The organism is Haloarcula vallismortis ATCC 29715 (assembly GCF_000337775.1).
GTDB lineage: Archaea > Halobacteriota > Halobacteria > Halobacteriales > Haloarculaceae > Haloarcula > Haloarcula vallismortis.
This window is the reverse complement of sequence record NZ_AOLQ01000007.1, coordinates 1-19201: the sequence shown is the minus strand read 5'-3', so window position 1 is coordinate 19201 and position 19201 is coordinate 1. Positions and strand designations below refer to the sequence as shown.

The following is a 19201-nucleotide window of genomic DNA, read 5'->3' as shown; positions in this document are numbered from 1 at the left end:
GGCAGCCGATGACCGAGGTCCTGCTGGACTGGCGAAACAGCGACCGGACGGAGACGGTTTCGGTGGCGGACGGCGAGACGATACTCGATGCCGCGGCGGCTGCGGATATCGGACTGCCGTTTGGCTGTCGGACTGGCGCGTGCGGGACCTGTACCGCTCGGCTGCTGTCCGGCGACGTGGTCCATCACCGCCCGCCGCGGGCGCTCAAGGACCGACATCTGGCGGACGGCTACGTCCTGCTCTGTATCGCTGAGCCGACGACCGATACACATCTCGCCGTCGGTGCGACGGTGCAGGCCGAACTGGTCCCGAACCCGTGGAAGTGATATGACACCGGTTATGCCCGCTGGTGGCCCGACAGCGCCTGCTGGAGCACCTGTCCCAAGAACCCGATCATCGGGACGACAAACACCGTCGCATGCACCCAAGCGTCGTAGCTGATCTCGCTCGGCTTGGTCACGAGAAAGAGGCCGTAGAGGACGAGTGTCACGATAACCCACAGGACGGTGATGACCAGAAACGGGACCGCGTCCCGGACTGGTTCGAAGACGGCGTCACGCAGTATGTCAGACATGCTTGAGTTATCAAGCTGAAGCGATAAAAGCGTACCCGCTACCGGCCGAACTCTGTTACCAGCTCGACGCCGTCGGTCTGGTAGTCGGTCATCGCGGCTAGCCGCTCCGAAACGCCCTCCAGCGCCACCCGGCGGGTGATGAGTGCTCCGGGGCTGAGCGTCCCGTCGGCGACCAGACGGAGGAGTTCGTCGTACCGCGACGGCGGCATCCCGCGAGAGCCGAGCACGTCGATATCCCAGCGGGTGATCCAGTCGGTTGGCAGCGCCACATCGCCGCGTTCAGCAGCAGTCGTCAGCCCGACCTGAACGTGCGTTCCCCGTGGTCGGAGGCACTGAACGCTGTTCCGGCAGGTCTCGGCCCGGCCCAGCGCGTCGACGGACACCTCCGCACCGCCGTCGGTCTCGGCCTCGATGACCGCCGGCACGTCCGCCACACCGCTGGCGTCAACGACGCTGCTCGCGCCCACGTCGCGGGCCATCGCCAGCGGTTCGTCCCGGATGTCGACTGCGATGACGCTCGCCCCTAGCACCGACGCGATCTGGACGGCCGCCAGCCCGAGGCCGCCACAGCCATGCACCGCGACGCGGTCCCCTGCATCGACATCGGCCCGATGTGCCAGCGCGTGAAAGGCCGTGACGTACCGACAGCCCAGCGCTGCCGCGGCGTCGAACCCGACGCTGTCGGGCAGTTCCACGAGGTTGTAGTCGGCATGCGGGACGGCGACCCGCTCAGCGAACGCGCCCGGAACGTCGGACTCGAAGCCCAGCGCCCACCCGTCCGTACAGACGTTGCCGTGACCGTTCCGGCAGTAGCTACAGGTCCCGTCACCGAGGTTGAACGGCACGACGACCCGGTCGCCGGATGACACTGCTCTCACCCGGTCGCCCGTTTCGACGACGCGGCCCGCCGGTTCGTGGCCCAGCACCTGTCCTATCGGCACGTCGTCGTCGGCCCAGTCGCCGTGGCCCTGCCAGGCGTGCCAGTCGCTCCGGCAGATTCCGCACGCTTCGACTTCGACGACGGCCCCGTCAGGGTCCGGCGTCGGCGAATCGCGGTCCCGGACTACCAGTGGTTCGTCGTACGCCTCAAGCACTGCGGCGTGCATAGGTCTGCTTCGCGCGCACCCGACAAAATACCGAGGACAGCGACCCCATACGGCTGACCGGCCAGCGATCAGGTGCCGATTTTATATCGCTCTGCAATTAATTACCAGACTGTGACCCTCCTCCCGGTTGCCGTTGCCCTGTTCGTGTCGCCAGCCGTCACTGCGCTGGTGTACGCCGACGCCAGACGGCGTGCCCTGTCCCGGCGGTACTGCACCGCAGCCGCCTCTACCGTCGGCATCGCCAGTTTTGGCGGGTTTCTCGCCGCAACTGCCCTCGGTAGCGATCTCCTTTCGGCGTACTATCGGCTCTTGAACCAGCCGGTTATCGCTGTCACGCCGCTTGATCTGCTTTTGTCGTTGCTCTTGTTCGGCCTCGCAAACACTACACTGGCGGTTATCGGGTACGGGGTCGCCAGTCGATACGGGCCACTCGCGTCGTCGTGACTGCGGCCGAGTACCGGCCCGGCGACCCCTAATTTCAAAGCCGGCACGGCCCCACCGAGACGTATGGACGACACTGACTGGATCGGCGAAACGTTCACCAGCACAGTCGGGTGGGACCACCTGGAGACGCTGGTCGACATCGGAAACCGGATGGCGGGCAGCGACGGCGAACGGAGGGCCGCCGAAGCGACCCGAGACGCGCTGGCAGCATACACCCGCGACGCACGACTCTCCGAGTTCGAGATACAGGGCTGGGAGCGGGGCGACAGCGCCGTCCTCGTCGGGGGGTCACCGGTCGCGACGCAGGCTCACGAATGCATCGCCCTTCCGCGGTCGCCGTCCGGCGAGGTGACTGGCGAACTGGTCGACGTTGGCCACGGCCTCCCAGCGGATTTCGAGGACGCCGACTGTGAGGGCCAGATAGTGCTGGCCCGCTCTGACGTGCCTGACTGGTACGACCGCTACATCCACCGGCGGGAGAAGTATTACCGCGCCGTCGAGGCCGGCGCAGTCGGATTCATCTACTGTAACCACGTCGAAGGCGTGTTGCCACCGACCGGAAGCGTCGGGACGGCCGAGGCCCCTATCGGCGAGGTTCCGGCTGTCGGCGTCGCCAGCGAGACGGGCGCGCGACTGGCCCGCCGATACGCCGGTGACGCTGTCACCCTCAGCGTCGACTGCGAGACGCCCGCTGCGACGAGCCAGAACGTCCACGCCGAACTCGGACCGGACACGGAAGAACGACTACTGGTGACCTGCCACATCGACGCCCACGACATCGCGGAGGGGGCAATGGACAACGGGGCCGGGACGGCGATGGTCGTCGAGGCCGCCCGCGCGCTGGCCGGCCGCGAGGACGAACTGGCGACCCGCGTGGAGTTCGTCGCCTTCGGTGCCGAGGAGGTCGGTCTGGTCGGCTCGAACCGGCTGGCCGCCGAAACCGCTCTTGACGACGTAACGGCCGTGCTCAACTTCGACGGTGTCGTTCAGGGACGCACGCTGAAGTGTTACACCCACGGCTTCGACGCGTTGACCGCCGCTGCCGAGAGTGTGGCCGACCGTCTCGACCACCCCATTTCGCTCACGCCGGAGCAGGGTCCTCACAGCGACCACTGGCCGTTCGTGCGGCGGGGCGTCCCCGGCTATCACGTGACCAGCGAAACCGGCGGCGATGGGCGTGGCTGGGGTCACACCCATGCCGATACGCTGGACAAACTGGAACCCCGGACGTTCCGCGAGCAGGCTATCCTCCTGACAGAACTCGCCGTGACGCTTGCTGACAGGTCAGCACAGCCTGCTCACAAAGACCCTGCGGAGATCGCCGATGCGCTCGAAGCACAGAATCTCGCCGAAGGAATGCGGAGTACCGGTGACTGGCCCTTCGACGATTGACGCGACGCCGGTCCCGTCACTGTCACGTTTGACTCTCGTGACCTTCGATAAAGAATTACCAGATTTCTAGTAGTTCTGTCCCCTCCTGCGTTCCGGCGTTATGGTTGCTGAAGACGGACTATAATGATTTACTCGGTATAGAAGTAACATATTTCGTAGGTTATTTACCATATGGGTACATGGAAATCGATGGCAGGTTGATTGGTCTACGTACTGTAGCCCGTAGGTGAACGCCGTCACCGGCGTTCGCTGCCAAGCTCCCATGCTATATCGGCCTCGCGGAGTCCGAGGCCGAGTCGACGTGAGTAACCATACCTGCCGTCGTCAGTCAACACCAACACCAATATCCGACACAATAGCCGTCCACGTGCCAAGACGGCTGTTGTGTCCACTTTCGGACGCTACCACTCTGAGCACCGGCTGGTACTGTGGGCTGTGCAAAACGGCGCGCAGTAGCAGGGCTACTCTATGACTCGTAAGCCTGTTCTACGTCAGCCTTCGCCGACGGAATGACCTGCTGTTCAGCGTGGCGCATCGACCGCAACGCCTCGTCGGTGAATTCGACGTTGAGCGTTGGCAGGGCCCGCGCGAGCCCGCCCAGCACCTCACCGGGGTCAATGCTGAGTTCGAAGGCGAAGGCGTTCTGGTCCTCCCGCAGTGGCACGGAGAACTCGAAGTGTGTCTGAACGATGTCCGTCGCCGTTTCCCGGTCGTATGTGTCAGTGACAGCCGTCCAGAAGTCGTCGCTGTCGGCGGCGACCAGCGGCGCGAGGTCGTCTCCAAACGATTGCTGGCGGGCCAGCAGTCGCTCCCGAATCTGTTCTCGTTGGTCGCCGCGGACGGTGTCACGGAGCGCGTTCCAGTAGATATCGCGGGCCAGCACTTCGTCCGCATACGTGTCAAACGTCGTATCAGTGGCGGCGTAATCCAGTACCGGCTCCAGTTGGGCGAGTATCTGTTGCTGGTAGGACTGGAGCTTCGGTCGGATGACGTGGCGTTCTAGCGGTCGGCTGTTGTTCAGTAGTTTGCCCGCAACGCGGCTCCCGCCTCCACTTGATCCGCGTAGCACGGCCGCCACATCGAATGCCGCGTACGTCTCGTCGACGAACTGCGAGAGGTAACGTTCGAACTCCCGTTCGACGGCACGTCGTGTCACACCCGACTCTGTGGGCTACAGTGACCTATCCCTTACGCCGGTTCCCTCGCGGTGAGAGTCGCCCACGAGGCGGGCCGGCGCTCACCGCTGTGTGACCAACATGACTGTTATCTCTGTGCACACCTAACAGCGTCTGTGTCCAGAGACCTGCCCAGCGACGTACACGCGGTGCTGACACAACTCGCTGAAGAGGGCGAGACGGCGATTACCGCAGCGGAGTTCGATACGGCTCGACAGACAGTTGCGACGGCCGAGACGGTCAGCCGGAACAAACTGCCGGAGTGTGAGTTGCGCTCGCAGTTGCTCCACGGCTACGAGCAAGTGTCCGCCGCGCTCGATACCAACGACCCCGACGCTGCCGCCGAGTATCTCCGAGCCGTGAACCGACGACTTGCGGCCGTTGCCGAGGACTCACTCTCTGAGTGACTCTGCGGACTCTCAGTAACACGCGGAGCGACCGTCAGCGGTCGCTGAGCGCCGTTTTACGGTGAACTCCGTTCGATTATCGCCGTCTGCTCGCTCTCGATACGTGTCTCCCACTGCGCACCTACTGTCGGACAGTAACGACTCGCCCCTCGTTCGTCTCAGTTCCGTGGTACCGAGGCACTGGCCAGCCAGCTCCCGTGAGAGTTAAGCCACCGACCGATAATACCGTGATATGTCTCAGCGACTATCGAGGGCCGATGACACGCTCGCCGACGCTGGCGAGCGCGAACTTGTTGTCGGCGGTGATCGACCGCTCCGGATCTCTGCGGGCCATCGATTGCTACATCACGACGGGAAATGCTCGCGCCCGCACGGACACAACTACGAGATTACTGTCCGCGTCACCGGTGAACTCACCGACGAAGGGTGGGTCGTCGACAAGGGCGAAATCACGGACGTGGTCGACGAATGGGACCACCGCTTCCTGCTTGAAGCCGGCGACCCGCTGGTCGAGGCCTTCGATGCCAGCGGCGATGGCGACGCTGTGGTCGTTCTCGACCACCCGCCGACAGCCGAAGTCATGGCCACAATACTGGAACAGCGTCTCGCCGACCACCTCCCGGAGACAGTCTCGGATGTGGCCGTCTCCGTTCGGGAGACCAGCGAACTCTGTATCCGCTGATGCCGGTCGCGAACGACGCGCCCGGGGTCGATATCGAGGGAACTGACGCCGACGCGGAGACGGGTGACCTCCCGATCAACGAACTGTTCCAGTCGCTGCAAGGCGAGGGCCGATTGGCCGGCGTTCCGAGCGTGTTCGTCCGGACCAGCGGCTGTAATTTGCGGTGCTGGTTCTGTGATTCCTATCACACCTCGTGGGAGCCGACCCACGACTGGTTCGCCGTCGACGACGTGCTCGCGGCTATCGCGGAGTACGACGCCGACCACGTCGTCCTCACCGGCGGCGAACCACTCATTCACGATTCGAGCGAGGTCCTGCTGGAGCGGTTGGCCGACCGGGGCTACCACACGACGGTCGAGACCAACGGGACTGTCGTTCCAGAGGCTCCGATTGACCTCGCCAGCGTCAGCCCGAAACTGGCCTCCAGCACGCCGACGGCCGACCGCGACCCGGACGGCGACGGCGAGTGGGCTGACCGCCACGAAGAGCGCCGGCTCGACCTGGACACGCTGGCCGACCTCGTCGAAACCTACGACACGCAACTGAAGTTCGTCGTCACGGGCCGCGAGGACATGGCCGAAATCGAGCGCCTCATCGAGCGCCTCCGCGACGCCGCCTCGGCTCGCGTACGTGACGACGACGTGTTACTGATGCCGGAAGGACAGACCCGCGACCAGCTCGAATCGACCCGGGAGACCGTCGCGGACCTCGCGCTGGAGTACGGCTACCGCTACACGCCGCGGCTCCACGTCGACCTCTGGAACGACGCACCGGGCACTTGAGGCACTTACTGAAATCATCACAGATGACTGACGACACCCGCGCTGTCGTGCTCGCCTCCGGCGGCATGGACAGCGCCACGGCGGCCTATGAAGCACAGACCCGCGGCTACGACGACCTGTATCTCCTCCATACGAGCTACGGGCAAAACACCGAAGACCGGGAGTACGACTGTGCCAGCGCACTGGCCGACCACGTCGACGCGGCGGACTTCCTCCACGTCGAGACCGGCCACCTCACGCAGATCGGTGCGTCGTCGCTGACCGACGACTCGATGGACGTGGCCGACGCCGACACCGACAGCGACGAGATTCCGACCTCGTATGTCCCGTTCCGCAACGCGAACCTGCTGTCGATGGCTGTCTCCTACGCCGAGGCCAACGACTGCGGGGCCGTCTTCATCGGCGCACACAGCGAGGACTTCTCGGGGTATCCGGATTGCCGGCCCGCCTTCTTCGACGCCTTTCAGAGCGTCATCGACGCCGGCACGAAGCCAGAGACGGACATCGACCTCGTCGCGCCCTTCATCGAGTGGTCCAAGACCGACATCGCCGAGCGCGGCGTCGAACTCGGCGTCCCCTACGAGGATACGTGGAGCTGTTACCGGGACGACGAACCGGCCTGTGGGACGTGTGACGCCTGCGCCTTCCGGCTCGAAGCCTTCCAGCGCATCGGCGAGCGAGACCCCATCGAGTACGCGGAGCGACCGACGTACGCGGAGTAGGCAGCCCGCGAACGGTTGCCTTCTGACGGGCTAGTCGTCGGCTGTGTCTTGGGCCAGCCCGTCGAGAACGTATTCCGCCGAGGTCCGCGTCGTCGCCAGCGGCACGTCATGGACGTCACAGATGCGCAGGAGCGCTGAGATGTCCGGCTCGTGGGGCTGTGCCGTCAGCGGGTCCCGGAGGAAGACGATGCCGTCCATCCGGCCCTCGGCGACTTCCGCGCCGATCTGTGTGTCGCCGCCCATCGGCCCGCTCTCCTTGCGCTCGACCGTGAGGTCGGTCTCGGCCATAATACGCTTGCTCGTCGTGCCAGTTCCGACGAGATCGAACTCCGAGAGTGTCGATTCGTAACTCTGTGCCAGATCGATCATCTCTGGCTTCTCGTCGTCGTGTGCGATGAGCGCGACACGGGTCATACCTGTGGCTCTCTGGCCATCGACTTATGTCATTTGGACGGGGGCCTGTTAGCGCCGGTTACCCACCGACAGAAATCTCTCCATCAGCGGTTACTGTCACGTCGTGTCCTTCGACAGCGAACGTCAGCGACTCCGTCGTCCCCTCTCCGACGACCGCACGGAGTGACTCGCTGTCGACGTACGTATCCAGCCCGTCAATATCATCCGCATCCAGATCCGTCGCTTCAAGCACCGCATCGGCAATAACATCTCCCGCGGGCTCGGGGCTCACCCAGTCGTCGGACCCTTCCGTGGCCCGACTCCGCAGCATATACACAGTCCCCTCGTTCGAGCTCATACACCAGCATACGCTCCCTTCTCTTATAACAGCGGATGAGCTATTTCACTGTCTGAAGTAACCGGCGTGTCGACGACGGTCAAGACGGTCCACCCACACTGTCGGCTCAAATGACGCAAAAACGGCTGCTCGCCGACAGACAACTCCCAGACCCACCCTCACAGAGAGCCAGCGTCCAACCGTCCTCGCTTTCTACGGACGGGGTTCCGGTCTCCTCTCGATTACTCCGGCGGTGAGCCGACAAGCGGCCGCTCAGGGGCTGCCAGTGTGTTCTGGACCAGTGTTCGCGTCCCCCGGCGGAGCCGCTCCGAAGCGGCCTGACTGGAGATACCGAGTTCGGCGGCGAGATCCGAGAGAGACGACTCCCGCGGGACGGTGAAGTACCCACGATTGAGCGCGAGCAACAGCACTTCTCTCTGTGGGTCCGTCACGCCGAACTGAGGGGAGGCTTCTGTGTCGTCAGTGATTGTCTGAATGTCGATGGTGATATCACTGGACACGAGCGCGTCACGGAACGACAGCACCGAACTCTTCTCGGGGAACCGGGCCCGAAAGACCCAGTCCTCGCCGGTCTGTGCGGCGCCGAGCAGGAACCCGTCCGCGTTCAACAGCGCTTCTCCGATCGCGTCGATTGTCGTATCAGTTGTGTGTAGGGTGTACCAGTGACCATCTCCTTCTGCCGCTACGTGGGCATAGTCGGTGATACTCTCGTCCTGGGCCAGATTCGCTTCGATGGCGGGCCGTTCGACGGGGCCAATCCAGGCGACGGCACGACAGTCGCCGCTCTCGCAGTGCAGTCGCTGTATCCGTATCGCTGCTTTACTCAGCGTTTCAGCTGTTCGCTGCAAGAGGGGGGCATCGATGTGAAATTCTACTATCATGTCTCACTGTCACGCAGCAACGGTGATAAACCCCGGTCAGACAGTTGTCGTACCTGAAAACGGTGCTTGTGTAATTTCCGGGTACTGAAGGCTGACGGCGGTGTGGACCGGGGTATAGTTGCTTCAAGCACCAATGGATAGCACTCAGGAAATCCACTTAAATTCACAGCATGGCCTACCATGTTTAGAGCCACGAGACCTGTTTCGGACCGCGGTTACGGATCAGAGATTTTCGCCCTGATACGACCCTTCGTACGTCCCCTCGTGAGCGGCGTCGGCGAGTACGAGCTGTGCGACGCGTGCGCCCGCTTCGAGTTCTATTGGATGGTGGACCTCCAGTAGCCCCTCGCCCCGCCCCTCGTAGCCGGCGTCCCAGACTGCCGTATCGAGCATGCAGGAGTTCCGGAGCAACGACGACCGGGGGAGGAGAAAGCCGATGTGGCCATCTGGAATGACGACGCGGTCGGCGTACTCGACGATGTAGCCACCGCGGTCGAGGTGGTACATTCCGTCGCTGGGTTCGATCTCCTGTCGGTCGCCAACAGTCTTGCCACCGCGTTCGATGCGCCCCGGTTTGACCTGCTCGTAGATCGCACCGAGCGTGAGGTCGACGCCGTTCGGTTGCACTTGCGACTCGCGCAGGTCGCCGAGGGCATCGGCGACGAATCGTCCGCTTTTGAACATACGCGGTTCTGTGTGAGTGTCGTGGAAAGACCTGCCGGTCTGGCCGACTGCCGTCTCGGCCGGTTGACTCGCTTCTGAGTGACGGACGGAGCGGGTTTTTATATGAAAAATACGACGGAATACGCGGGATTTATACCGCCGCGCCATCCATTGACGCACGTTATGGGACAGACGCTTACGGAAAAAATTCTCGACGACCATCTCGTCGAAGGGGAGCTAACACCCGGAGAAGAGATCGGTATCGAGATCGATCAGGTGCTGACACAGGACACGACCGGGACGCTCGTCTGGCTGCAGTTCGAAGCGCTGGGCCTCGAAGAGGTCCAGACGGAACTGGCCGCACAGTACTGTGACCACCAGACATATCAGTTCGACTTCAAGAACACCGACGACCACCGTTTCCTCCGCTCTGCGGCGGGTACGTTCGGGGCTCACTTCTCACGCCCCGGTAACGGTATCTGTCACAACGTCCACAAGGAGAACTTCGCCGCACCCGGCAAGACGATGCTCGGGTCCGACTCGCACACGCCGACCCCCGGTGGCCTCGGTGAACTCGCCATCGGGTCCGGTGGGCTCGACGTCGCCGTCGCGATGGGTGGCGGTGCCTACTACATCGAGATGCCGGAAGTCGTCAACGTCCGCCTCGAAGGCGAGCTGCCCGAATGGGCCACCGCCAAGGACGTCATCTTGGAGCTGCTCCGCCGGCTTTCGGTCAAGGGCGGCGTCGGCAAGGTGCTGGAATACACCGGTCCCGGCGTCGAGACGCTGACCGTCCCCGAGCGGACCACCATCACCAACATGGGGACCGAGCTCGGTGCAACGTCCTCTATCTTCCCGACGGACGACCAGACCAAGGACTACCTCGAGCGCCTCGGCCGCGAGGACGTCTTCGAGGACATCGGCCCCGACGAGGACGCCGAGTACGCCGACGAGATCGTCGTCGATCTCTCGGACCTCGAACCGCTCATCGCCGAGCCGTCCATGCCCGACAACGTCGTCCCCGTCTCCGAGGTCGAGGGCGTCGACGTCGAGCAGGTCATGATCGGTTCCTGTACGAACGGCGCCTACGAGGACATCCTCCCGGCCGCGAAGATGCTGGAAGGGCGCAACATCGACAAGAAGACCGAGATGATCGTCGCCCCCGGCTCCAAGCAGGCCTCCGAGATGCTGGCCCGCGAGGGCTGGACCGCGGAGATGATGGCCGCCGGCGTCAACTTCTCCGAGGCGACGTGTGGTGCCTGCATCGGCATCGGTCACGTCCCAGCCTCCGATTCAGTCTCGCTGCGAACCTTCAACCGCAACTTCGAGGGTCGCTCCGGCATCGAGGACGACAACGTCTACCTCTGCTCGCCGGAAGTCGCCACCGCGGCGGCCATCAAAGGCGAAATCGTCGACCCGCGAGACCTCGCCGACGAACTCGGCGACCTCGAAGCGCCGGGTCTGGAGATGCCCGACCAGTACATCGGCAACTCCGAATCGGACCTCATCGCGCCGGACAACGCCGTCGACGACGAGCTCATCAAGGGCCCGAACATCGGTGACGTGCCGCTGAAGGACCCGCTGGAGACGGAAGTCGGTGGTGAGGCCCTCCTCAAGATGGAGGACAACATCACGACGGACCACATCATCCCGGCCACACAGGACATCCTGATGTACCGGTCGAACGTCCCGAAGCTCTCCGAGTTCACGCTCTCGCGTGTCGACGACACGTTCGCGGAGCGCGCACTCGAAGCCGACGGCGGTGTGCTCGTCGCTGGCGAGAACTACGGTCAGGGCTCCTCGCGTGAACACGCGGCCCTGTGCCCGATGTACCTGGGTATCGAGACCGTCCTTGCACAGAGCTTCGCCCGCATCCACAAGGCGAACCTGTTCAACTTCGGTATCGTCCCGCTCACCATCGACGAGGAGACCTACGAGAAGATCGAGGAAGGCGACGACATCGAGATCGTCGACGACGCGGCCGAGGCAGTCAAATCCGGCCAGACAGAGTTCACCATCCGCGTGAACGACGACTGGGAAGCGACCGGCCAGCTTGACGCCTCCGAGCGCGAACGCGAGATCCTCGCCGCCGGTGGCAAGCTCTCGCACACGAAGCAGCAACACGACGACGGCGGCGCTGCGCCTGCAGACGACTAGAGAGACTCCGAGCGTAGCGAGGAGTCTCTTATATCTCGAACGGCGCGACGCGCCGTGAGACAGCGCGGTTCTCTTCCGCCCGTGATTTTTCGAGCAACGAATCGAGTCTCAGTACTACCTGTATCAGATGCTGGGGACTCTCAGAAGTTTCTCCTGCAACAGCGACGCAGCTGAGACCCGTTGGAAGTGACTCCTCCGTTCCCGACGCGTGTAATCGACCCTGATGAACCTATCTCCAGTACACCCCGACAGCGATTGAAAAGTTTGGAAAGAGGGGTGGGGGTGGGGGTGGTGGCACCCAAAATGGGTGCACCTAGCTGTAGACTCGTCAGGCTAAAGAACCTTCCGCATTTCTAACCTTGCCTCGGTCGTATCGATGCATGAACTATCAGCACCTATCGACAAACAGTCAGAACACAGGCACCTTCGGTCGGCGGTAACACATATGTAGGTCCACACTAAAATACACACGTGACAACGGTCGCTCCTGACGGGCCGGAGACGCCGGGCACACCAGCGGTTCGGCGCGCTGTCCGTGCAGACCTCATCGAGGTCCACCGCATTGAGCAGGCGTCGTTTCCACAGCCGTGGCCGTTTTCGGCACTGGAGAGCTATCTCGGCGAACCGGGGTTTCTCGTCGCCGAAACAGACAACGACGATGGCGACCCGCCGGCCGTCGCGGGCTACGTCATCGCGGACACGGTGCCAAACCACGGTACCCCGCTCGGCCACATCAAGGACCTCGCGGTTCGGCCGTCGTACCGTCGGCAAGGGGTTGCGAGCGCACTGTTGACGCGCGCACTTGAGGTCATCGGCGAGACCGGGGCTGGCTCAGTCAAGCTGGAGGTCCGAGCCGACAATGGCGGCGCACGGAAGCTTTACCGGCGTTTTGGGTTCGAGCACCGAAAGACCATTCCGAACTACTACAGCAACGGCGAGAATGCGCTTGTGATGGTCCGACTATTATGACTGTGTCGGCTACGCCTGTCACTGTTTGAGCGCTGTGGTCGTACTGTGCAGTCTGTTGCCCGATGGCCCTTCGCAGCCAGCCCTCTCGCACCGACCACCGCTCCGAGACCCCGACTGCATATACGGCTCCGTAGCCACAGTTTGCACACCCATGGGATACGCCTGTCCAGTGTGTGACGACCCGCAAGCCGACGACGTGCATCTGGCGAATCACCTCGCATTTACCGCGATGACCGGTGGTGACGACCACGAAGCGTGGCTCGACGAGCGCGTCCCCGACTGGGGCCAGCTCGGCGAGGACGAACTCTCGACCGAGGTCGTCGAGTACGCCGAGGAGACAGAGTTCCCACAGATGTTCGAGGACACCGTCGACCGCAGCGGCGACGGGCATAGTCACGAGCACGGACACGACCACGGTGACCTCCCGCAGGGCGCGGACCGCCACCGTGGGTCGAACGCGCTTAGCGACCACGACAGCGAGGTACTGGCCGAGGCTCGGGACCTGACGCGGGAGATGCTGCGCGACGGCGATAAAAGCGATTCGGACGCCGCTGACAGTGACGTACCGGAGTCCGGCGCTGCTGACACGCCGGATTCCGACGCCGACGACAGCGGAGACGAAACCGAATAGTCCCGCCGGCAGCAAGGGGACGTATGGACACTGAGGGGCAGTTCGCGCCGGCATCGGCAGCCGAGGCCCGCGAGCGATACGATGCGTTTGGGCCGACGGCACAGGTCGTCGTCAAGGAAGTCGCGAAGGCGATGGGTCTCGACGCGGAGACCTACGAGGAGCGGGTCACCAGCGAAGTCGTCGAAACCGCTCGCGACGTACTGTTCGCAGAATCGCTCGCCGTTCAGGTCGGTTCGATGACGGAGTTCGAAGCATGGCGCGAGGACACCGACTGTGAGGTGACGCTGGTCGGCGCGGAGAACGTGGACAACGTCGTCTGGCACGCTGCGCCCTTTGCGGAGCAGGCCGTCGCAGCGACGTTTCAGGACGAACGCCGGGCTGCCGTCGGGACGCTCCGTCGTCAGGCCTTCGGCCGCATCTATCGCGAGGTCGTCTGATGCGTCCGGTCACACGGAACACCTTACTTGGCATCATCGCCGTCGTCGTGCTGTTGCTGGCCCTGGGTGCGCTGCCGGGCCTGCTCAAGAGCGGTGACCCCTACTATATCGTCGCCACGCCGACCGACGGCGAGTACAGCGTCGACAACGGCACGGCGGTCAACTGGAGCACCCAGTCCGAGCGGCGCTTCCCGTACACGAGCGAGGCGCTTGCAGACGCATCCCCGTCGGCGGCCGGGCAGTCCGAGCCGTATTGGCGCGGGCCACTGGGATTCAAAGGTGCATTCACCCACTCTCCCTTTGACGAGCGCGACGCCCTGCAACAGCAGTTCGACGGGGCTGTGACTGACGACGGCGTCGTCGTCAGGCACAACGGCACGTTTTACCACGTCGCGGTCCGATAGAACGTATGACCCGCGAACCGGCCCACGAGTGGCCCATTATCGAGAGCAAGCGCGAGTACGAAACCGGCTGGTACACCGGCGGCTATGACCGGGTACGCCAGCCCGACGGTTCCGAGAAGGACTACTACTGGGCTGAACTGCCAGATGCGGCCGTCGTGGTTGCGACGACCGGCGACGAACTCGTCATGGTCGACCAGTACCGCCCGACCATTCGCGAGCAGTGCCTCGAACTCCCGGCGGGTATCGTCGAGGACGACGAATCATACACGACCGCCGGGGCGCGCGAACTCCGCGAGGAGACCGGTTTCGAGGCTGCCGGCGTCTCGCTCATCGAGGAGTTCTCGTGTTCGACCGGCGTGCTTCGGCACCGCCGCGGCATCGTCTTCGCGGAGGGCCTCGAACCCGTCGACCGGGAGCTCGATGACAACGAGTTCCTCTCGGTGACGACGGTGCCCATCGACGAGGCGCTGCAGGTCGCTCGGCGCGAACCGGCCAACGACGCGACCATCGAAGGCATCCTGCTGGCACAGGCCGACGGCTTGCTGTAGCCGGTGAAGGTTTAGGCATCGGCCGCTAGCGGCTGGGTATGGACGGCGAAATCGACACCGACGAGCTACGGTCGAAACTCGACGAGGAGGCGGTCCGAGTGGTCGATATCCGCTCGCCCGGCGCGTTCGAGCGAGGCCACATTCCCGGAAGCGAGAACGTCCCGTTCCCGTCGCTCGTTGACGAAGTCGAACGGTTCGACGGCGACGACGAGGTTGTGACAGTATGTCCGAAGGGGAAGTCTAGCGTCCAGGCTGCCCGGCTTATCGCGTCGTATGAAGGCTTTGATGGCGACGTTGTGAGCTTTGAACCAGGGCTGAACGGCTGGGACGGGCCGCTGGAACGTGCAACCGCTGACGGGGAGGCGACGGCAGACACTGCGGCTGCTGACGGAGACACCGACGAAGGTCCTGCTGCACCGTTTTAGCTGCTGTTTGGAGTGAAATGGTGGCTCAGGAAAAGTCCATCGTCACAAGGGGCTCAGCGGGGGTAACATCTCGTCATCGCCACCAGTGCGTGGTAGACTGCCCTTCGTGAAAAACTCGTTCGTTCTGGACGTGTGGAACGCGGAGTCTCGTCCCGAGAAGTCCTTCGTATATCCGATCCGGAGTAAACAGACGTCCCAACACCCAAACGCGTACCGTTGCCTCTGGGGACTGGAAACATTTCGATAATCCGAGCAAAAGCGTGATTTATTAGCCTCCACCGCTACCAGTCAGCAAGCAGCTCGTAGCTTTCGACATCATGCCGTGGACTAATACACAGCAGTGGCTCACTGAGGAAGAGTCGACTCTCCCCAGCCGAGTACCGCTCCTACGACGCTTTGTTTCGGTTCCCGACCAAACTGCTCACGAGCATCTCCGACAGGATATCGCTGACGCATTGTCGACGTGGGCTGAGAACAGCGAGACCGAAGTAGCGGACTGTCGCCAGCTGTACCAGACCACACTCAAGGAACCGTGGCTCCGAAGCGACAAGAAAGCCGCTACTGACCGTGCTATCCCCCCACTGGACGATATAACGCCAATCGAACAGCGAATAGATGCACTCAACCAGCAATTGGAGAGTGCAGTTGAGACGGGGACAGCTGCGTATGACATCGAGCACACCCCTCCAACAAGTCAGCAGCTTTGGTGTGCCTACCTTACTAAATCCGAGCTGGAACAATTCAACGACCTCAAACGGCAACTAACCGCCCTCCAGGCTGCTGTGAAGATTCGTGATGACGTTGAGACGATACGCCGTCGACATCGAAACTTATGTCGACCATCGACATCGCTTCGGAAATACGATGAATATCTCCCGTCTGATGAACAACAACAACTGATTAGGAAACTTGAGAGCCTCGTCAGTCGAGTCACCGACGCACGAAACCAACTGGAGACGCCACCACAGGCAGTTCGTGACCGACTCGACGAACTCGAGTCCCAACTCAGAGCTGATCGGGAATTCGTCGAGCAGTACAACGAGGGAGGTGAGAACATCGAGGGGTTCGTAGCGCACGAAATAGAACGCTCCCGCCACCTGTTCGAAGAGTACGACGACGAGAATCACAGTCTCAACACTAAGCAAGCGCAGGCGGTTGTCAGGAACAACCGAGCAAACCAGGTCGTCGCTGGCCCGGGAACCGGAAAAACGGTAACTCTCACTGCTAGAATCGCGTATTTAATCCATGAACTCGGCGTTGATCCCGAAGAGATTATCGCACTTACGTTGACGAACTCGGCCACAGAGGAGATGGAACAACGACTCGAGGAGTGGTTCGATATCAACAGTGTCGAATGCTCAACATTCCATTCGTTCGGGCTGAACATTGCGATGGACTACTTAGATCGTCCCCGGGATCTGATTGTAGGCGACGACATCCTCAATTTTATCAAAGACACGGTGCCCGAACGAAGGCGGACAGACCCCGAGTTCCGGGAGTTCTATGCGGAGTTTCTTCGGCGATTGAATACCGACCTCTTGCAGCAGAGCGAATTCGATACGAGGGAAGAATTCTTCGAGGCCAGACGCGAGAAACGGTACACGACGCTCAAAGGAGAAGAGGTCGAATCTCACGCCGAAAAGAAAATCGCGGATTGGCTGTTTGAACACGGAGTCGAATACCGGCATGAGGACCTCGCTACCTGGGCTGAGACTGCTGCCGATAAGGGTAGTTACAATCCGGATTTCTATCTGCCAGACCACGACCTCTATATCGAACACTGGGGGCTCGACGAAAACGCAGACGTCGCTCCGTGGTTTTCGTGGACCAGCGAAGAATACATCGAGAAACTCCTGTGGGCACGAGAGCAGTTCGAGACCGCAGAGAAATTCGGATTGATCAACACATATGAATTCCAGCACGAGAACGGGCGGCTTGAGCAAGTCCTCGCACATCGACTAGAACTCAATGGCGTGTCTCTGACCCCGAAATCGACAACACAACTCATCGAAGACACATATCAGTACAACGACGTAGAGGGTCAGATATACAGTAAATTCAAAGACTTTGTGCAGAAGGCCCGGCAGTTTAATCTCAGCCGGGACGAAATCAGGCGGCACCTGACAGAAGACGATCCACGGCAGTATTACTTCGGCCAGTGTGGTATCAAACTGTACGAGGACTTTGCCGAATATATAGATGCGAATCGGCTGATGATATTCAGCGATATGATCTCGACGGCTATAGATGCCGTTGCCGATCCTGGCACGGCATACGCGGATCAGTACGAACACGTTCTTGTCGACGAGTTTCAGGATGTCTCTGGGATGAATGTTGAACTTCTGTCTCGGTTCACCGACGGGGCTGACAATCCACGGTTATTTTGTGTCGGTGACGACTGGCAGAGTATCTATTCGTTCCAGGGCTCGGAGGTGAAATACTTCGTAGAGTTTGGGGATCACTTCGCCCCCCACACGCGGACGATGCTGACCAAGAACTATCGGAGCCCGTCTCAGGTTGTGCGCACGGGCGAGGCGCTCATCGAACACAACGACAAGCAAATTAGCAAACAGCAGCGTGTTGAGTCTGGTACCGAAGCGGACCCACAGTTACATATCTTGCCGGACGGTTCGAGATATGAGTACAAAGAATCGGTTGGTGAGTTCGCCGCTGAGCGTACCCAGCGCTATCTCGAGGACGAATCCGCCGTTCCTGAAGATATCATGATCCTCTGCCATCTGGACCGAGGAGCTCCGTATCTCGACGCAGTCAAAACCAAACTTGAACAGCGGCGGATTCCGTACGATGGCAAAGACGACCAGTATCGAACCAATTCCGGACCGTGGTCGGCAGTGGGGTATGACGACGACGGCGTGTCGGTCTTTTCGATTCATCAATCGAAGGGGAGAGAGGCAGAACACGTCATTATCTTGCACGCTACCGATGATGATGATGGGATTCCGCTTGCAGACCGTGACAATTTACTCGCCCCCGTTGAGCCGGTCGATACGAACAGTGAGGCAGAGGCACGCAGGCTGTTCTACGTAGCGATTACACGAGCCGAGCAAACACTGGATATCTGCACGCAGAGAGGGAACCAGTCCAAATTCGTTAACGAGATCGAGGCACACTTGACCGACATACATCAACTGAACGCGTTAGATAGTGCTGATGACACGGTAACCGTCGAGGGCGTCGTCACCACCATCAACGATGACAGTCACGAGTCAAAACAACAGGAGGGTACATTTACCGACGAAACCGGAGCGTGCCAGTTTATTATCTGGGATGGCACCGACGTGACAATGTTAGAGCAGCAGATGAGATACCAACTGCGTGGTGTCAGAGTCGACGAATTCCAGGGCCGAGTACAATTGCACCTGACGGAGGCGACTGAGATACTCCCTCTCGGGAAAGCGGACTCCGAGCCCGAATCCACAGATACTATCGTCGAAGCAGAGGTGCAGAGTCTCTTCGACGATCTCCCGGATAATATACAACAGAAGGGATACGCTTGGGATGGCTCTGAAGAACTGTATGTGACGGTCTGGAGTGGCAATGGTTCCCCGGAACTCTCCGAGGGTACAACGTATCAGTTTATAAACCCACGGCTGGACGAATGGAAGGGCACGACAGACCTGATAGTACACAGCGATACGCGAATCGAACCCGCTGAGTAATGTTGACTGTCGATAAAAACCGGCGTACATAGAACGAGCGGGTGCCGATATAGCCCAGTCTCCGATCGGTCCACGAATCTGCGTATCTGAACACGATGTCACCGGCCAAGCAATCAATTAATAGAAACTGGCTCTCAGCGGTGGTAACATCTCGTCATCGCCAGCGGGTCCCACTCCCCCGCTCAGAAAAAGTTCCTCCATTGCGGACGACGTGAGCGGATGATCCGACAGCCCGTTGCTGGCATCGAGTTGCTGCCCTGAGCGTATCGGACCACTGCTGACTTCGCCAGTAGTGCTACAGCTGTCTATATAGCGAACATATAAAATACCTATACGACGAGAGCAAACACTCCGGCTGAGTGTTCCGTGTC

At 61.4% G+C, this 19201-nt stretch carries 21 protein-coding genes and 1 pseudogene; 15 read left to right on the top strand and 7 right to left on the bottom strand.

The features are described from left to right. Positions 1 to 8: 8 nt before the first annotated feature. A complete protein-coding gene (locus C437_RS02255; RefSeq protein WP_004515250.1) occupies positions 9 to 326 on the top strand; it encodes a 2Fe-2S iron-sulfur cluster-binding protein in 318 nt (105 codons plus the stop codon). Positions 327 to 337: 11 nt separating this feature from the next. Here the strand turns inward: C437_RS02255 and C437_RS02250 are convergent, their stop codons facing one another. Together C437_RS02250 and C437_RS02245 are read right to left on the bottom strand one after the other, a co-directional pair. Beyond that, on the bottom strand, positions 338 to 574 hold the full coding sequence (locus C437_RS02250) for a hypothetical protein (protein ID WP_004515249.1): 237 nt from the start codon (positions 572 to 574) through the stop codon (positions 338 to 340). A 38-nt stretch (positions 575 to 612) separates the two neighbouring features. Continuing rightward, on the bottom strand, positions 613 to 1680 hold the full coding sequence (locus C437_RS02245; RefSeq protein ID WP_004515248.1) for a zinc-dependent alcohol dehydrogenase family protein: 1068 nt from the start codon (positions 1678 to 1680) through the stop codon (positions 613 to 615). Positions 1681 to 1791: 111 nt separating this feature from the next. On the opposite strand from C437_RS02245, the gene C437_RS02240 reads away from it, so the two are divergent. Both C437_RS02240 and C437_RS02235 read left to right on the top strand, forming a co-directional pair. Next, positions 1792 to 2124: a hypothetical protein gene (locus C437_RS02240; protein ID WP_004515247.1), complete on the top strand. Its 333-nt coding sequence runs from the start codon at positions 1792 to 1794 to the stop codon at positions 2122 to 2124. Positions 2125 to 2187: 63 nt separating this feature from the next. Continuing rightward, positions 2188 to 3516 (top strand): M28 family peptidase, encoded by a 1329-nt coding sequence (locus tag C437_RS02235; RefSeq protein ID WP_004515246.1) that lies wholly within the window; start codon positions 2188 to 2190, stop codon positions 3514 to 3516. A 466-nt stretch (positions 3517 to 3982) separates the two neighbouring features. Here C437_RS02235 and C437_RS02230 read toward each other — a convergent pair whose 3' ends face one another. Then, on the bottom strand, positions 3983 to 4672 hold the full coding sequence (locus C437_RS02230; RefSeq protein ID WP_004515245.1) for a hypothetical protein: 690 nt from the start codon (positions 4670 to 4672) through the stop codon (positions 3983 to 3985). 135 nt (positions 4673 to 4807) lie between these two features. Here C437_RS02230 and C437_RS02225 point away from each other — a divergent pair, with 135 nt between their 5' ends. The 4 genes from C437_RS02225 to queC all read left to right on the top strand — a co-directional run bounded on the left by C437_RS02225 (position 4808) and on the right by queC (position 7284). Next, positions 4808 to 5098 carry a hypothetical protein gene (locus tag C437_RS02225; RefSeq protein WP_004515244.1) on the top strand — a complete coding sequence of 97 codons (291 nt, stop codon included), beginning with the start codon at positions 4808 to 4810 and terminating at the stop codon, positions 5096 to 5098. A 232-nt stretch (positions 5099 to 5330) separates the two neighbouring features. Next, the gene (locus tag C437_RS02220) at positions 5331 to 5780 is read left to right on the top strand and encodes a 6-pyruvoyl trahydropterin synthase family protein (RefSeq protein WP_004515243.1); all 450 of its coding nucleotides are present in this window, start codon (positions 5331 to 5333) and stop codon (positions 5778 to 5780) included. Continuing rightward, on the top strand, positions 5780 to 6562 hold the full coding sequence (locus C437_RS02215) for a 7-carboxy-7-deazaguanine synthase QueE (RefSeq protein WP_004515242.1): 783 nt from the start codon (positions 5780 to 5782) through the stop codon (positions 6560 to 6562). The genes C437_RS02220 and C437_RS02215 overlap by 1 nt, the downstream gene beginning before the upstream one ends. Before the next feature lie 23 nt (positions 6563 to 6585). Beyond that, the gene (gene queC / locus C437_RS02210; protein ID WP_004515241.1) at positions 6586 to 7284 is read left to right on the top strand and encodes a 7-cyano-7-deazaguanine synthase QueC; all 699 of its coding nucleotides are present in this window, start codon (positions 6586 to 6588) and stop codon (positions 7282 to 7284) included. 30 nt (positions 7285 to 7314) lie between these two features. On the opposite strand, the gene C437_RS02205 is transcribed toward queC, so the two are convergent. From C437_RS02205 to C437_RS02190, 4 genes and pseudogenes are all read right to left on the bottom strand, one after another. Next, complete coding sequence (locus tag C437_RS02205; RefSeq protein ID WP_004515240.1) at positions 7315 to 7698, bottom strand: methylglyoxal synthase; 384 nt, start codon at positions 7696 to 7698, stop codon at positions 7315 to 7317. Positions 7699 to 7756: 58 nt separating this feature from the next. Further along, entirely contained in the window at positions 7757 to 8035 is a 279-nt protein-coding gene (locus C437_RS02200; protein WP_004515239.1) for a HalOD1 output domain-containing protein, read from the bottom strand. Positions 8036 to 8256: 221 nt separating this feature from the next. Then, complete coding sequence (locus C437_RS02195; protein ID WP_004515238.1) at positions 8257 to 8916, bottom strand: helix-turn-helix domain-containing protein; 660 nt, start codon at positions 8914 to 8916, stop codon at positions 8257 to 8259. 222 nt (positions 8917 to 9138) lie between these two features. After that, positions 9139 to 9621: pseudogene (locus C437_RS02190) on the bottom strand (deoxyuridine 5'-triphosphate nucleotidohydrolase); the annotation flags it as partial. 141 nt (positions 9622 to 9762) lie between these two features. On the opposite strand from C437_RS02190, the gene C437_RS02185 reads away from it, so the two are divergent. The 8 genes from C437_RS02185 to C437_RS02150 all read left to right on the top strand — a co-directional run bounded on the left by C437_RS02185 (position 9763) and on the right by C437_RS02150 (position 18830). After that, positions 9763 to 11736, top strand: a complete 1974-nt coding sequence (locus tag C437_RS02185; RefSeq protein WP_004515236.1) for an aconitate hydratase — start codon at positions 9763 to 9765, stop codon at positions 11734 to 11736. Positions 11737 to 12207: 471 nt separating this feature from the next. Beyond that, positions 12208 to 12705, top strand: a complete 498-nt coding sequence (gene rimI / locus C437_RS02180; protein ID WP_004515235.1) for a ribosomal protein S18-alanine N-acetyltransferase — start codon at positions 12208 to 12210, stop codon at positions 12703 to 12705. Positions 12706 to 12856: 151 nt separating this feature from the next. Further along, positions 12857 to 13336, top strand: coding sequence for a DUF5810 domain-containing protein (locus tag C437_RS02175; protein WP_004515234.1), 480 nt, complete (start codon positions 12857 to 12859; stop codon positions 13334 to 13336). A gap of 23 nt (positions 13337 to 13359) precedes the next feature. Continuing rightward, complete coding sequence (locus C437_RS02170; protein WP_004515233.1) at positions 13360 to 13773, top strand: DUF5809 family protein; 414 nt, start codon at positions 13360 to 13362, stop codon at positions 13771 to 13773. Continuing rightward, entirely contained in the window at positions 13773 to 14177 is a 405-nt protein-coding gene (locus C437_RS02165) for a hypothetical protein (protein WP_004515232.1), read from the top strand. The genes C437_RS02170 and C437_RS02165 overlap by 1 nt, the downstream gene beginning before the upstream one ends. 5 nt (positions 14178 to 14182) lie before the next feature. Beyond that, a complete protein-coding gene (locus tag C437_RS02160; protein WP_004515231.1) occupies positions 14183 to 14725 on the top strand; it encodes an NUDIX hydrolase in 543 nt (180 codons plus the stop codon). Positions 14726 to 14763: 38 nt separating this feature from the next. Continuing rightward, positions 14764 to 15150: a rhodanese-like domain-containing protein gene (locus C437_RS02155; protein ID WP_004515230.1), complete on the top strand. Its 387-nt coding sequence runs from the start codon at positions 14764 to 14766 to the stop codon at positions 15148 to 15150. A 455-nt stretch (positions 15151 to 15605) separates the two neighbouring features. After that, the gene (locus tag C437_RS02150) at positions 15606 to 18830 is read left to right on the top strand and encodes a UvrD-helicase domain-containing protein (RefSeq protein ID WP_160163007.1); all 3225 of its coding nucleotides are present in this window, start codon (positions 15606 to 15608) and stop codon (positions 18828 to 18830) included. Positions 18831 to 19201: the final 371 nt, after the last annotated feature.

Bases quoted from the DNA above. Each gene is read 5' to 3' on its own strand.
- C437_RS02255 (WP_004515250.1), top strand. From the start codon at position 9: ATGACCGAGGTCCTGCTGGACTGGCGAAACAGCGACCGGACGGAGACG.
- C437_RS02250 (WP_004515249.1), bottom strand. From the start codon at position 574: ATGTCTGACATACTGCGTGACGCCGTCTTCGAACCAGTCCGGGACGCG.
- C437_RS02245 (WP_004515248.1), bottom strand. From the start codon at position 1,680: ATGCACGCCGCAGTGCTTGAGGCGTACGACGAACCACTGGTAGTCCGG.
- C437_RS02235 (WP_004515246.1), top strand. From the start codon at position 2,188: ATGGACGACACTGACTGGATCGGCGAAACGTTCACCAGCACAGTCGGG.
- C437_RS02220 (WP_004515243.1), top strand. From the start codon at position 5,331: ATGTCTCAGCGACTATCGAGGGCCGATGACACGCTCGCCGACGCTGGC.
- C437_RS02215 (WP_004515242.1), top strand. From the start codon at position 5,780: ATGCCGGTCGCGAACGACGCGCCCGGGGTCGATATCGAGGGAACTGAC.
- queC (WP_004515241.1), top strand. From the start codon at position 6,586: ATGACTGACGACACCCGCGCTGTCGTGCTCGCCTCCGGCGGCATGGAC.
- C437_RS02205 (WP_004515240.1), bottom strand. From the start codon at position 7,698: ATGACCCGTGTCGCGCTCATCGCACACGACGACGAGAAGCCAGAGATG.
- C437_RS02200 (WP_004515239.1), bottom strand. From the start codon at position 8,035: ATGAGCTCGAACGAGGGGACTGTGTATATGCTGCGGAGTCGGGCCACG.
- C437_RS02195 (WP_004515238.1), bottom strand. From the start codon at position 8,916: ATGATAGTAGAATTTCACATCGATGCCCCCCTCTTGCAGCGAACAGCT.
- C437_RS02185 (WP_004515236.1), top strand. From the start codon at position 9,763: ATGGGACAGACGCTTACGGAAAAAATTCTCGACGACCATCTCGTCGAA.
- C437_RS02175 (WP_004515234.1), top strand. From the start codon at position 12,857: ATGGGATACGCCTGTCCAGTGTGTGACGACCCGCAAGCCGACGACGTG.
- C437_RS02170 (WP_004515233.1), top strand. From the start codon at position 13,360: ATGGACACTGAGGGGCAGTTCGCGCCGGCATCGGCAGCCGAGGCCCGC.
- C437_RS02165 (WP_004515232.1), top strand. From the start codon at position 13,773: ATGCGTCCGGTCACACGGAACACCTTACTTGGCATCATCGCCGTCGTC.
- C437_RS02160 (WP_004515231.1), top strand. From the start codon at position 14,183: ATGACCCGCGAACCGGCCCACGAGTGGCCCATTATCGAGAGCAAGCGC.
- C437_RS02155 (WP_004515230.1), top strand. From the start codon at position 14,764: ATGGACGGCGAAATCGACACCGACGAGCTACGGTCGAAACTCGACGAG.